The 13,234-nt window shown below is 72.4% G+C and carries 13 protein-coding genes; 7 read left to right on the top strand and 6 right to left on the bottom strand.

All coding sequences use genetic code 11. The annotated features are described in order from the left end of the window. Positions 1-128 precede the first annotated feature (128 nt). From QIS99_RS09825 to QIS99_RS09815, 3 genes are all read left to right on the top strand, one after another. Positions 129-980, top strand: a complete 852-nt coding sequence (locus QIS99_RS09825) for a helix-turn-helix domain-containing protein (protein WP_282512471.1) — start codon at positions 129-131, stop codon at positions 978-980. A gap of 11 nt (positions 981-991) precedes the next feature. After that, the gene (locus tag QIS99_RS09820; RefSeq protein WP_282512469.1) at positions 992-1,183 is read left to right on the top strand and encodes a hypothetical protein; all 192 of its coding nucleotides are present in this window, start codon (positions 992-994) and stop codon (positions 1,181-1,183) included. Between the two features lie 81 nt (positions 1,184-1,264). Next, on the top strand, positions 1,265-1,771 hold the full coding sequence (locus QIS99_RS09815) for a pyridoxamine 5'-phosphate oxidase family protein (RefSeq protein WP_282512467.1): 507 nt from the start codon (positions 1,265-1,267) through the stop codon (positions 1,769-1,771). Here the strand turns inward: QIS99_RS09815 and QIS99_RS09810 are convergent. Further along, positions 1,768-3,381 (bottom strand): FadD3 family acyl-CoA ligase, encoded by a 1,614-nt coding sequence (locus tag QIS99_RS09810; protein ID WP_282512465.1) that lies wholly within the window; start codon positions 3,379-3,381, stop codon positions 1,768-1,770. The two genes, QIS99_RS09815 and QIS99_RS09810, sit on opposite strands and share 4 nt — an antisense overlap. 133 nt (positions 3,382-3,514) lie before the next feature. On the opposite strand from QIS99_RS09810, the gene QIS99_RS09805 reads away from it, so the two are divergent. The 3 genes from QIS99_RS09805 to QIS99_RS09795 all read left to right on the top strand — a co-directional run bounded on the left by QIS99_RS09805 (position 3,515) and on the right by QIS99_RS09795 (position 6,005). Beyond that, positions 3,515-4,669 (top strand): lipid-transfer protein, encoded by a 1,155-nt coding sequence (locus QIS99_RS09805; RefSeq protein ID WP_282512463.1) that lies wholly within the window; start codon positions 3,515-3,517, stop codon positions 4,667-4,669. Positions 4,670-4,770: 101 nt separating this feature from the next. Beyond that, positions 4,771-5,229: a Zn-ribbon domain-containing OB-fold protein gene (locus QIS99_RS09800; protein WP_282512461.1), complete on the top strand. Its 459-nt coding sequence runs from the start codon at positions 4,771-4,773 to the stop codon at positions 5,227-5,229. Further along, complete coding sequence (locus QIS99_RS09795) at positions 5,226-6,005, top strand: enoyl-CoA hydratase/isomerase family protein (RefSeq protein WP_282512459.1); 780 nt, start codon at positions 5,226-5,228, stop codon at positions 6,003-6,005. Before QIS99_RS09800 ends, QIS99_RS09795 begins: the two co-directional genes overlap by 4 nt. Positions 6,006-6,151: 146 nt before the next feature. On the opposite strand, the gene QIS99_RS09790 is transcribed toward QIS99_RS09795, so the two are convergent. From QIS99_RS09790 to QIS99_RS09780, 3 genes are all read right to left on the bottom strand, one after another. Further along, positions 6,152-6,682 (bottom strand): hypothetical protein, encoded by a 531-nt coding sequence (locus QIS99_RS09790; protein WP_282512457.1) that lies wholly within the window; start codon positions 6,680-6,682, stop codon positions 6,152-6,154. Between the two features lie 191 nt (positions 6,683-6,873). Beyond that, complete coding sequence (locus QIS99_RS09785) at positions 6,874-9,414, bottom strand: outer membrane protein assembly factor BamB family protein (protein WP_282512456.1); 2,541 nt, start codon at positions 9,412-9,414, stop codon at positions 6,874-6,876. Between the two features lie 263 nt (positions 9,415-9,677). Then, complete coding sequence (locus QIS99_RS09780) at positions 9,678-10,487, bottom strand: VOC family protein (protein ID WP_282512455.1); 810 nt, start codon at positions 10,485-10,487, stop codon at positions 9,678-9,680. A 166-nt stretch (positions 10,488-10,653) separates the two neighbouring features. On the opposite strand from QIS99_RS09780, the gene QIS99_RS09775 reads away from it, so the two are divergent. Beyond that, the gene (locus tag QIS99_RS09775; protein ID WP_282512454.1) at positions 10,654-11,301 is read left to right on the top strand and encodes a TetR family transcriptional regulator; all 648 of its coding nucleotides are present in this window, start codon (positions 10,654-10,656) and stop codon (positions 11,299-11,301) included. A gap of 152 nt (positions 11,302-11,453) precedes the next feature. Here the strand turns inward: QIS99_RS09775 and QIS99_RS09770 are convergent, their stop codons facing one another. Together QIS99_RS09770 and QIS99_RS09765 are read right to left on the bottom strand one after the other, a co-directional pair. Next, positions 11,454-11,930, bottom strand: coding sequence for a nitroreductase family deazaflavin-dependent oxidoreductase (locus QIS99_RS09770; protein ID WP_282512452.1), 477 nt, complete (start codon positions 11,928-11,930; stop codon positions 11,454-11,456). Continuing rightward, positions 11,930-13,189, bottom strand: a complete 1,260-nt coding sequence (locus QIS99_RS09765; RefSeq protein WP_282512451.1) for an acyl-CoA dehydrogenase family protein — start codon at positions 13,187-13,189, stop codon at positions 11,930-11,932. Before QIS99_RS09765 ends, QIS99_RS09770 begins: the two co-directional genes overlap by 1 nt. Positions 13,190-13,234: the final 45 nt, after the last annotated feature.

Genomic DNA, 13,234 nt, shown 5'->3' with positions numbered 1-13,234 from the left:
TGCGTTACTTACCGTAGGGAGTGAGGGGTATCGTGTCTATTCAGTCGGGGATATTTACCCCTATAGAAGTTGGACCGTCCCCTCCCTTCGGGGCAGACTGAACGCCACCGCACACCGAGGGGGGATTCATGGCGACCAGGTCCATGCCGACGGAGCGCCAGAAGAGGATCGGCGCCGAGCTGCGCAAGATGCGTCTGGCGGCCGGAGTCACCACCGAGCACGCGGCCGGCCTGCTCGGCATCGACCGGCCGAGGATCGCCAACATGGAGTCCGGCGTCCGCCCCATCTCATCGGACCGTATCCGGACCCTGGCAGCCAACTACGCCTGTACGGACGACCATTACGTCGACGCGCTGGCCGCCATGGCATCAGGAAGGGAGCGCGGCTGGTGGGAGAAGCACCGGGGCACGCTGTCCGCCGGGCTCCTCGACATCGCCGAGCTGGAGTGGCACGCGCAGCGCGTCCGCACGGTCCAGGTCATGCACGCGCCCGGCCTGCTGCAGACGGAGGACTACGCCCGGGCCGTCTTCAGCGCCGTGCTCCCCGCCCTCACCAGACTTGAGGTCGAGCTGCGCGTGGCGCACCGCATGGACCGACAACAGGTGTTCGCCCGCTCGGAGCCGCTGCCCTATGTGGCGTACGTACATGAATCCGCCCTGCTCATGCGGTTCGGAGGTGCCGAGGTGACTCGCAGGCAACTCCAGCACCTGTGCGCGGAATCGGAGCGCAGCACCATTGACGTACGGGTCGTCCCCCTCGATGCCGACGGCTTCCCCGGGGCCGGACACGCACTCCTCTACGCCGACGGGGCCACCCCTCGACTGGACACCGTGCAGCTGGACTCGGCGCACGGACCCGAGTTCACGCACGCCGAGGCGCAACTCGCGAAATACCGCGCGCACTTGGAGTGGGCAGAACGGGCCGCACTCCGCTCCGCCGCCTCCCGAGACCTCATCCACAAGACCGCACGCACCCTCTGAGGAAGAGCAAAGTGACTGACATCCACTGGGAAGACCCCTTCTGCGGCGAAGGCAACAACTGCTTCCGCCTCGGCACCGACACCGACGGCAACGCCTACATAGCCGTCGCAGGCAAGGAAGACGCCCCCCTCACCGACACCCGCGAAGCGCTCCGCGCCCTGATCCGCGACATCAAGTCCGGCAAGGCGGACCACCTGCTATGAGACGGCATGGGCGCGCTCGTCCGGAGGGCCGCCCCAGGGGCCGGGTGGCAGCACCGTGCTGCACGCGCCTACCGTGAAGTCGTGGATGCTCTGCCTGCCCCCGTGGCCGAACCGCCCGTCCTGTTCGGTGTGCAGATGCCCGCCGGTGAGCTGCTGCCCTGGTCGGGGGCGGTCGAGCGGCTGGTCGCGGCGCGTACGTACTGGATCGCGACGACACGGCCCGACGGCAGCCCGCACACCCGCCCCGTCTGGGGGGTGTGGCTGTCGGACGGCTTCTGGTTCAGCACCGGCTCGCTCGCCCGGAAGAACGTTCCCCGCAACCCGGAGATCACCGTCCACCTGGACACCGGCGACCGTCCGCTGATCGTCGAGGGCACGGCGGAGGAGGTCGCGGACCGGACGGAACTGGCCCGGTTCGTGGCCGCGTACAACCCGAAGTACGACTGGGACTGCGCGGTGTCCGACGACGGGTGGGTGTCCGACAGCTCCGGAGCGGCGGGGCCCGCCTTCCGCGTCCGCCCGCGCCGTGTCCTCGGCTGGGAGACAGACATGCGCGCACCCACCCGCTGGCGGTTCCCCGCGAGTTAGAGGGCGCCCGCCGACCGCCCCCGCAACTCCCCCTTCACCACCTTCCCGCTCGCATTGCGAGGCAGCGCCCCCACGAACTCCACCGCCCGCGGCACCTTGTAGTTCGCCATTTCGCGGCGGGACCAGGCGATCAGGTCGTCCGCCGTCGCCACCGCGCCCGGGCGGCGGACCACGTATGCCTTGCCGACCTCGCCGAGGCGGGTGTCCGGGACGCCGATGACCGCCACGTCGGCCACGTCCGGGTGGAGGCCGAGGAGTTGCTCTATTTCCGCCGGGTACGCGTTGAAGCCGCCGACGATGAACATGTCCTTGATGCGGTCGGTGATGCGCAGGTTGCCCGACTCGTCGAGGACACCCACGTCGCCCGTGCGCAGCCAGCCTTCCGGGGTGATGGACTTCTTCGTCTCCTGCGGGTCCTCGAAGTAGCCGCTCATGACGTGGTGGCCGCGGACCAGGACCTCGCCGGGGCGTCCGGGCGGCAGCTCCTCGCCCGCCGGCGAGACCACCCGTACCTCCGTGTCCGGGATCGCGCGGCCCGAGGTCTGAGCGATGACCTCCGCCGGGTCGCCCCTGCGGCACATCGTCACGATGCCGCCGGCCTCGGAGAGGCCGTACGCCGTGAGGACCGTGCCGATGTGGAGTTCCGTGCGCAGGCGTTCCACCAGCCGGAGCGGGACGACCGCCGCGCCCGTGACGACCAGGCGCAGGGCCGAGAGGTCGTGCGTGCCGCGTGCCGGATGGTCCAGGAGGGACTGGTGCAGCGTGGGCGGGCCGGGCAGGACCGAGATGCGCTCCGCCGCGATGTTCGCGAGCACCGTGTCCACGTTGAACACCGGCTGGGGCACCATCGTCGCGCCGCGCGTCAGGCAGGCGATGATGCCCGCCTTGTAGCCGAAGGTGTGGAAGAACGGGTTGACGATGAGGTAGCGGTCGCCCTCGCGGAGGCCGGCGAGCTCGGCCCAGATGTCGTAGCAGCGGAGCGTCTGCTCGTGCGTGATCACCGCGCCCTTGGGGCGGCCCGTGGTGCCCGAGGTGAAGATGATGTCCGAGGGGGAGGACGGGTCGACCGAGCTCCCCCGTTCCGCGACCGCCGTCGGAGACACTTCCGCCCCGCTCGCCAGGAACTCCTTCCACGTACGGAAGTCCTCCGGGGCGTCGTCCGCGAGCACCACCACCTGCTCCAGGTGCGGCAGCGCGGGCAGCGGGCCGGTCCCGGTGCCCTCCGCGGTCGCGCGCCGCAGCGAGGCCACGTACGACGTGCCGAGGAACGTGCCCGTCACGAACAGCAGCTTCGCGCGGGAGCGGGCCAGTACGTACGCCGCCTCCGTGCCCTTGAAGCGGGTGTTCAGCGGGACCAGGACCGCCCCGGCGGTGACGGCGCCGAGGGCCGAGACGATCCAGTCGAGGGTGTTGGGCGCCCAGACCGCGACCCGGTCGCCGGGCTCGACCCCGTTCGCCAGGCAGGCCGCGGCGGCGTGCTCGACGCGGGCGCCGAGTTCCGCGTACGAGATACGGGCGCGGCCCTCGACAACCGCCTCGCGGTCCGCGTACCGCTGTGCTGCCGACCGCACCAGTTCCGGGACGGTGCACCGTTCCAGGTCCCCGAGCATCACAAGGCCTCCCACCGCAGTAGCTGACTATCCGTCAGATTAGCTGTAGCCTTCGCCGCTGTCAGCACTGACGCTGCCGCACATGAGGCAAGAGTGAGGCAACAGTGAGGCACCGCATCGCACGGAGGTGATGATGGCGTCGTCGAGTCTCAAGGACGCTACAGCGATAGTCGGGATCGGCCAGACCCCCTTCGCGAAACAACTCCCGGAATCCGAGAAGACCTTGGCGGCCCGCGCCATCGTCGCCGCGCTCGACGACGCCGGGATCGCGCCGTCCGAGGTCGACGCCCTCGCCTCGTACACGATGGAGGAGACCGACGAGGTCGAGATAGCCAAGGCCGTCGGCGCCGGGGACGTGACCTTCTTCAGCAAGGTCGGCTTCGGGGGCGGCGGCTCCTGCGCGACCATCGCGCACCTCGCCGCGGCCGTCGCCACCGGCCAGGCCAACGTGGGCGTGGCCTGGCGGTCCAGGAAGCGGGGCTCCGGCCCCCGCCCCTGGAAGAACACCGCCGTCCAACTCCCCACCCCCGCCCAGTGGACCCGCCCCTTCGGCCTGCTCCGCCCCGCCGACGAGATCGGCATGCTGGCCCGCCGCTACATGCACGAGTACGGCGCCACCCGCGACCACCTCTTCAACGTCGCCCTCGCCTGCCGCAACCGGGCCAACCAGAACCCGGCCGCGATGATGTACGAGCGCCCCCTGACCCGCGACATGTATATGACCTCGCGCTGGATCAGCGAACCCCTCTGCCTCTTCGACAACTGCCTGGAGACGGACGGCGCCCTGGCGTGCGTGATCGTCTCCGCCGAGCGCGCCCGGGACTGCCGGCAGCGGCCCGTGTACGTGCACTCCGCGGCGCAGGGCCTGCCCGCCCAGCATCACGGCATGGTCAACTACTGGAACGACGACCCGCTCACCGGCCCCGCCTGGACCGCCGCCCGCCACCTGTGGAAGCACGCCGACTTCGGCCCGCAGGACGTCGACGTCGCCCAGATCTACGACGCGTTCACGCCCCTCATCCCGCTCTCCCTTGAGGGCTACGGCTTCTGCGGGCGCGGCGAGGGCGGCGCGTTCACCGAGGGCGGTGCCCTGGAGATCGGCGGCCGGCTGCCCCTGAACACGGGCGGCGGCGGCCTCAGCGAGGCGTACGTGCACGGCTTCAACCTGATCAACGAGGGCGTGAAGCAGCTGCGCGGCACGAGCACGGCTCAGGTTCCCGATGCCGGTACCTGCCTGGTCACGGCGGGCGAGGGCGTGCCGACATCGGCGGTACTGCTCAGAGCCTGATCAGGGGCGCCCCCGAAGGGGCGCGGGACTGTGACATTTGCGGCTGCGCCGCGCGGGCGCGACCAGCCACGACGAACCGGCACCCGGCAAAGGACTGAAACGTGACAGACGCGACCCGGACCAGCGACCTACTGAAACCCCACGTGGACGACGACGGAAAACCCTTCTGGGAGTACGCCGCCAAGGGCGAGCTACGCGTACAGGCCTGCGCAAGGCCCGACTGCCAAGAGCTCCGCTTCCCCCCACGCCCCTGCTGCCCCCACTGCCAGTCCTTCGACAGCGAATGGCGCCGCATGAGCGGCAAGGGCAGGATCTGGTCGTACGTACGACCGCACCCGCCCCTGCTGCCCGCGTACGCGGAACTCGCCCCGTACAACGCGATCGTCGTCGAGTTGGCGGACGCGCCGCGAATCCGGCTGGTCGGGAACCTGGTGAGCGAGGCGGGGGCCGCGCCGAACTCGGTGGACCCGGCACGCCTGAAGATCGGGGCGCGGGTGCAGGTGGTCTTCGGCGAGGTCGGCGGCCAGGTGCTGCCGCAGTGGGTCCTGGAGCGGCCGTGAGCGGCGCCGGACTGCGGGTCGAGCGGGACGAGAAGGCCGGCGTCGCCGTCGTGACCCTCGACCGGCCGTCCCGGCACAACGCGATCGACCTCGACACCGCCTCCCAACTCGCCGCCACGTGGAGGGAGTTCAGGTTCGACGACGCGGTGCGCGCGGTCGTCGTCACGGGCGCCGGGGACAAGGCGTTCTGCACCGGCATCGACCGCGACGCCGAAGCCCCGCAGCCGCCCTCGCCGTACTCGATCGACGACCCGCTCATCGCGATCGGCCCCAAGGCCAACGGCCTGTGGAAGCCGGTGATCGCCGCCGTCAACGGGATGGCCTGCGGCGGGGCGTTCTATCTGCTCGGCGAGGCCGAGTTCCTGGTGGCCGACGAGCGCGCCACGTTCTTCGACCCGCATACGACGTACGGGATGGTCAGCGCGTACGAGTCCATCGCGATGGCGCAGCGGATGCCGTTCGGCGAGGTGGCGCGCATGGCGTTGCTCGGGACGGCCGAGCGGATGTCGGCGGCGCGGGCCCACGCGATCGGCCTGGTCAGCGAAGTGGTTCCGGACGGCGGGGCGTTGGCGGCGGCGCTGGCGTGCGCGCGGACCGTCGCCGGGTACCCGCCGGGCGCCGTGGAGGGCACCGTACGGGCGGTGTGGGCGGCGAAGGAGGCGGCGCGCACGCAGGCTCTCGCGCACGCGCCGCACCTCATCGCACTCGGCAACCTGCCGCCGGAGCAGCAGGCGGGCCTGTTCGGGCGGCGGGGCGGGGACTACCGGATTCGCTGAAGCCAGTCCCGTCCCGTCCCGTCCCGGCCCGGCGCGACCCGGCCCGACCCGGCGCGACCCGACCCGACCCGGCCCGACCCGGCCCGACCTCGGTCGGGCCTCAGCAGGCCGTTCTCGTGCGCCCCAACCGCTGCGCCCCAACCACCTTACAGCGAGGGCGACTTGATGACCGAGCTGACCTCGCAGCGGCCCTGGAGCGTGGACACGTCGTCGTCGTAGACGGTGGTCTCCTCCGTGCCCTCGTAGGGCGTGCCGACGGCCACGGCGTCGTGGCTGAAGAAGGCGGAGCCGAGCCGGTCGCCGGTGGAGTCGTTGAAGGCGAAGGTGCCGCTGTAGTCCGCGGAGCCGCTGCCGTCGCCGTTGGTGATGGTGTACTTCCAGGTGATCTTGGCCTGGGTCGTGCTCACGCCGCTGATCACGCAGTCGGTGATACGGATGTCCGACTCGGCCGGGGTGGTGGGGCCTGCGGAGGGCGTGCTGCCGTAGTCGCCGGTGGACGACTGGTAGTCGTCATCGTCGTCGTAGTCGCTGGAGCCGCCGGAGCTGTAGCCGCCGGACGAGCTGGAGCTGGACGAGGAGCTGTCGTCGCAGCCTCCGCCGTCGCTGCGCCGGGCTCCCGTGAGGGCGACCACGACGGCGGCGGCCACCGCCACGGCCCGTACGTGACGCATCTTCATGTTTTTTACTCCCCCGAAGTGTGTGCATGCGTGGGCGGCGCACTGATGGCGCGCGAAAGGACCCGTTCCTGACGGGTGCACGTCACCTTAACAGTGGCACTTACACAGTCTTTATACGGCCGTCGGGGCGCGCACGGTCCACCGCGAGCAGGTCCGTTACACGGCTGTCGATGTGGCGTGCGCGGCCGTTACTACCTCGAAGACCCCGTCCCCTTGACCGCGTCGAGCGCGTACACGCAGCGGTCCTTGCTGCAGGCGTACACGACGCCCGCCTCCGCGACCGGGGAGCCGGTGATCTCGCCGCCCGTGGCGAGCTTCCAGCGGAGCTGGCCGCCGGCCGCGTCGAGCGTGTAGAGGCAGTGGTCGGCCGAGCCGAAGTGGATGCGGCCGTCCGCGGCGACCGGGGAGCCGACCACCTCGCCGCCCGCCTGGAAGCGCCACTTGGGCGTGCCCGTGACCGCGTCCAGGGTGTACAGGCCGTTGCCGCTGCCCACGTGGACGTGGCCGCCGGTGACCAGGACCGGCTCGACGGACGAGCGGGCCTCGGTGGCGATGCGCCAGCGGTCGCGGCCGTCGGAGGCGTCCACCGCGTACACCGTGCCGAGGTAGTCCGCGAGGTACACGCCGCCGCCGGTCACCGCGGGGCCGGGCGCGAACGCGGGCGGCGAGAGGAACACGGCCGGGGCCTCGAAGCGCCAGGGCACATGGCCGCCGTCGATGTCGATGGCAAGGACCCGGGTCCCGGCGGCCACGTACACGTACCCGTCCTCGGCGGGCGTGATCCGCACCGGCACCCCGCCGCAGGACGCGGCGTCGCCGACCGGGTACGACCAGCGCTCGACGCCGGTGCGGGCCTCCAGGGCGCGGAGGCGGGCGTCCTGCCAGACGAAGACCGTGCCGTCGTGGATGACCGGTCCGGCCTCGGGGGTCTCGAAGTCGGTCTGGACGCCGGTGATCTCCCACAGCTTCTCGCCGTTGGCGGCCTCGACGGCCTGCACGCCGCCGCCGCGGGTCGCGGTGACGACGGTGCCGCGGTCGGCGCGCAGCGCGTACACCCAGGCGTCGGACTGGCGGCGCCACAGGTCGGTGCCGTCGGTGGCGTCGAGCGCGTACAGGGTGGGGCCGTCCGAGGCGTGGATGCGGCCGTCGGACACGGCCATCGACCAGGCGACGTCGCGGGTCTTGAACTGCCGCCGCCCGGTGGACACATCGAGGGCGTGCACCTCGAAGGAGGTGACGTAGACCCGGTCGCCCGCGACGTGCGGGGTGCCCCATACGTCGTTGGACATGCGGAACCGCCAGGGCCGCCAGGGCGCGTCCGGCTGATGCTGCGGCGGCACCTCGGGCGCGCGGGGCGTGCCGTTGGCGTGTCCGGTACGGGCCGGGTCCTGCTGCTCGGGTACGGCGCCGGGGCCGCCCCGCACCCAGGACGCGGCGAGCCCGTCGACGGGCGAGGGCGGCGCGGCGGCGCGGGCGTCGGCGACCCGCGGCCCCGGACCGATCGGCACGGGGGCGCCGGGCAGCCGCACGGGGCCCGAGTCGACCCGGCCGGGGGTGCGGGCGGCGCCGGGGCCTGCGGCCGCGTCCCAGCCGTCCTGCGCGAACGCGGGGCCGGGCGGGCGCTGCGGCGCGGGGTCGGCGGCGACGGCCCCGGCGTCCATCGACGGCATGGGCGGCGCGGCCGCCGGCGCGCGCGAGGGCGGCGGGGGCACGGGCGCGGGCGCGGGGGGCGGGGGCACGGGCGCGGGGGGCGGGGGCATGGGCGCGGGCGGGGCCTGCGCGGCGCTCTTGCCCGCGCTGCGCCCTGAGCCGGACGCGGCGGGCTTGACCGGCGGGCGGCCGCCGCGCCGGCTCTCGATCAGGGCGACGGCACGCTCGGGCAGCCAGGCCGATGCGGTGCCGGAGTCGTCCGAGCCGGAGGAGAACAGATGCGGGGCGAGCTGGGCCTGGAGGTCGGCGGGCGAGGGCCGCATCGCGGCCTCCATGTGCATGCACGTCTCGATCAGCGGCCGCAGTTCCTCGGGCAGCCCCTCCAGGTCGGGCCCCTCGCGCAGCAGCATGAAGACGGTCTCGACGGGGTTGGCGCCGTGGAACGGGGCGTGCCCGGTCGCGGCGAAGGCGAGGGTCGAGCCGAGCGAGAAGATGTCGCTGGCCCCGGTGACGCTGCGGGAGTCCTTGGCCTGTTCCGGCGACATGTACGCGGGCGTGCCGACGGCGACGTTCGTCATGGTCAGGCGGGTGTTGGAGACGCCGGACGCGATGCCGAAGTCGATCACGCGCGGCCCGTCCTCGACGACGAGCACGTTGGACGGCTTCAGGTCGCGGTGGACCAGGCCCGCGCCGTGGATGGACTGCAGCGCCTCGGCGACGCCCGCCGCCAGCCAGCGCACGGCCTGGGCCGGCAGCGGCCCGCACTCGTTCACTATCTCTTCGAGCGAAGGGGCCGGTACGTAGGCGGTGGCGAGCCAGGGCACGGCCGCGCGCGGGTCGGCGTCGACCACGGCCGCGGTGTAGAACCCGGACACGGCGCGGGCCGCCTCCACCTCGCGCGTGAAGCGGACGCGGAACAGCTGGTCCTCGGCGAGCTCCGTCCGGACCGTCTTGATCGCCACGCGCCGCCCGGAGGCCGAGCGCGCGAGATAGACGAGCCCCATGCCGCCGGCCCCGAGCCGGCCAAGCACCTCGAACGGCCCGATCCGCCTCGGATCGTGCTGCGTCAGCTGCTCCACCACTTGCCTGCCACCTCCCCGTACGAGACCGCGACGTATCGCTTCTGCGTCGCATGAGTCGCGTACGAACCGACCGAGCGTGCAAACCGCTTCCGGTCAGCGTCTCACCAAGGAGCCGCGGCGGCGGCACGCACCCCGATTCTTCCGGTACTGGGCGATGGTTGCGAACCCGAGGGCAAACCGGGATGTCTCGCTCATTCAAGGCGATATCAGGTCATTCTCTCCGGTGGGAGACGCCTGTACGTGACGGTAACTCGCGACGGCGGCTACGGCTCCGGATCCTGCAGCACGGCGAAGACGGCGCCCTGGTCGTCGGTGATGACGGCCATGCGTCCGTACGGGATGTCGAACGGCTCGGCGCGCAGGCGGCCGCCGAGGCGCCTTGCCGTGGCGGCGACCGCGTCACAGTCCGTGACGTTGAAATAGATCAGGAAATGGGCGGGCATCTCGGCCGGGAACTTCCCGGCGACCAGTGAGCGGCCGCCGATCGCGGTGTCCGGGCCGGGCGCCGTCCCGGCGGGCGACCAGGTGCGGAAGTCGTCGCCGGCGTCGGCCAGGTCGGTGCCGCCGTACCCGAAGACCGACTCGTAGAAGGGGTCGACGAGGTCCTTGTCCCGCGAATACACCTCGGTCCAGCAGAACGAGTCCGGCTCGCCGCGCTTCCCGAAGCCGGGGTGCGTGCCGGCCTGCCAGAGGCCGAAGACCGCGCCCTCGGGGTCGGCCGCGAGGGCCAGCGTCCCGGCGGTCCCGACCGGCATCGGCTCCCTGACGAGCTGGCCGCCCTCGTGCTTGATCCGGCGGGCGAGGGCGTACGCGTCCGGGGTCGCGAAGTAGACGTTCCACACCGTCGGCATGCGGCCGTCCCGCTTGGGCGCGAGGGCGGCCACGGCGCGGCCCTCGCTGTACGCCTGCGCGTACCGCCCGGCCTGAGGGCCCTCGCCCTCGTCGAAGGTCCAGCCGAAGAGCTCGCCGTAGAAGCGTTTACCGGCCTCGACGTCGGACAGCTGGGCGTCCACCCAGCAGGGGACGCCTTCCGCGAAACCCTCCGCGAAACCGGACACCGCGGTGTCTGCCATGAGCCCGCCCTTTCTCGGGACCTTCCCCCTCAACGTAAGACCGTGTCCAGATCGCGGCGAGCCCACACAGACCGGTTTCCGCGGGACCTTCTGGTCGTTCCGCTCCTTCCGCCCCATTTGCAGTCGGCCGAATCGCGCTCCGATCACCCCTCGGTAAGCTGACGGCATGACAGGACAAGTACGCACCGTCGACGGCCGTGTTGCCGGTCGACGCGGTCAGGCGACGCGGCAGAAGTTGCTCGACTGCCTCAGCGAGATGCTCAGTTCTTCGCCGTACCGGGACGTCAAGGTCATCGATGTCGCCCGCAAGGCCGGGACTTCGCCCGCGACCTTCTACCAGTACTTCCCCGACGTCGAGGGCGCGGTCCTGGAGATCGCCGAGCAAATGGCCGCCGAGGGCGCGGGGTTGACGGATGTGCTCGCCAAGCGCTCCTGGGTCGGCAAGTCCGGCTGGCAGGCGGCGCAGGAGCTGGTCGACGGGTTCCTGGACTTCTGGCGCAAGAACGACGCGATCCTGCGCGTGGTGGACCTGGGCGCGGCCGAGGGCGACAAGCGGTTCTACAAGATCAGGATGAAGATCCTGAACTCCGTCACCAACTCCCTTACGGACACGGTCAAGGAGTTGCAGTCCAAGGGGAAGGTCGACAAGGACGTCAGCGCCGCGGCGATGGCGGGCTCCCTGGTCGCGATGCTCGCGGCGGTCGCCTCGCACCAGAAGGGGTTCCAGAGCTGGGGCGTCAAGCAGGCGGAGCTGAAGCCGAACTTGGCGTTGCTGGTGCATTTGGGAATCACTGGCAAGAAGCCGACGAAGTAGTCGCGCAGGGGGTTTCCCTGCGCACCCTGTCCTGTCAAGAAGGCGACGGCCCGTCCGAGCAACGGGCCGTCGCCTTCTGCGTATTACTCGGGTTACTCGGGTCACTCGGGTCACTCGGGTTACTCGGGTCACGCGGGTCACTCGGGGAAATCTCAGGCTCGGCGCTCCAGCCGGAACAGGCGGATCTCGCGGTCCACACGGGCCTGATAAATCGCGTACGGCGGCCAGAACCGAAGCGCCGCCGCCCACGCCTCCGCCCGCTCCTCCCCCTCCAGCAACCGCGCCCGCACCGCGATCTCCGCCCCCTTCCAGCTGATCGAAACCTCCGGATGCGCAAGCAGATTGCTCGTCCAGGCAGGGTGCCCGGGCCGGCCGAAGTTGGAGCCGATCAGCAGCCACGTCCCGGCCGCCTCCTCCGGCATGCAGGCCAGCGGGGTGCGCCGCACCCGCCCGGTCCTCGCGCCGCGCGCGGTCAGCACGACCCCGGGCAGCATCCGGGCGCTGAGCAGCACTTTCCCGCGCGTGAGCCGGTGTACGGCCCGGTCCACGGCGGGGATGACGCGGGGCGCGGCCTTCGCGAAGGCGCGGGTCGAGGAGACCTTCTGGACGAGCCGGATTCCGACGGGCATCAGACCGCCGCCCCCGGCCGCGCCGCGAAAAGCCCGGCCCGTTCCGCCGCGTCCTCGCGCAGCCGGTGCACCGGCCCGAACAGCAGTTCGTCGCCCGCGGCCCGCTTGAAGTACCGAGGCCCCTCGTCCTCCCAGCCGGCGCCCGCACCGCCATGCAGCTGGACGGTCTCGGTGGACGCGGTGCGCAGCGCTTCGAGGGTCTGGGCGAGGGCGAGCGCCCCGGCCCGCCGAGCCCCGTCCGCGCCCGCCTCCCACGCCGCGTAGTACGCCGCCGAGCGGGCCGCCTGGACGGCCACGTACACGTCCGCGAGCCGGTTCCTGGCCGCCTGGAACGAGCCACTGCCCTGCCCGGACCGCCCGGACCGCCCGGACCACCCGGACCACTCGGACCGCCCGGACCACTCGGACCGCCCGGACCGCTCGCACTGCCGCAGCTGTCCGGCGGTCCTGGTGAGTGCTGCCTCCGCCGCGCCCGCGGCCTCCGCGGCGAGCGCGGCCGCCGCCGCGTCCCCGGTCGCAGTGAGCGCGTCGGTCACGGCCCGCGCATCGTCCGCCCCCAGCAACTCCGCCCCTGCGTCACGCAGTTCGACGCGCGCCTGCGGCCGGGTCTCGTCGAGCGCGGTCTGCCGTACGGCGGCGACTCCGGGCGAGTCCGCCCGTACGAGGAAGAGCAGTGTCCGGGACCGGGCGAAGCCGCCGGTGTGGGCGGCGACCACGAGCAGGCCCGCGCTGTGCCCGTCGAGCACCTGCTCGGCCTGCCCGTACAGCCGCCACCCCTCGCTGTCGCAGCTCGCCTGTACGCCGCCGGCGCGGCCCCCGCCCGCCCAGTCGCCGGTGACGTCGCCGGCCAGGCCGAGCGCGGTGGCCAGGGAGGCGCCGGGGACGGCGAGGGCGGCGGTGGTGCGGCCCGCGGCGATCTCCGGCAACCAGGCGCGGCGCTGGTCCTCGGTGCCGAGGCGGGCGAGCAGCGGGGCGGCGAGCACGGCCGTGGCGAGCAGCGGGCTCGGCACGAGCGCGCGGCCGGTCTCCTCACAGGCGAGGGCGAGTTCGGTGGCCGTGCGGCCGCCCCCGCCGTACGCCTCGGGCACGGCGAGGCCGGCCAGCCCCAGCTGTCCGGCGAGGGTCTGCCAAAGCGCGGTGTCGTGGCCCGGGGGCGTGCGGACCGCGGCCTTGACCTCGTCCGGGCCGCAGCGCTCGGTGACGAGTTCGCGCAGGGTGCGCCGGATCTCGTCCTGCTCCGCGGTGAAGGCGGCATCCATCGGCGGGCTCCTCCCCTGGGCGGCGGGTACGGCACCCACCCCCGA

This window comes from Streptomyces solicavernae (assembly GCF_029968095.1).
GTDB classification, from domain to species: Bacteria; Actinomycetota; Actinomycetes; order Streptomycetales; family Streptomycetaceae; genus Streptomyces; species Streptomyces solicavernae.
Note: the sequence above shows the minus strand (reverse complement) of the source record. Positions and strands in the feature narration are given on the sequence as shown.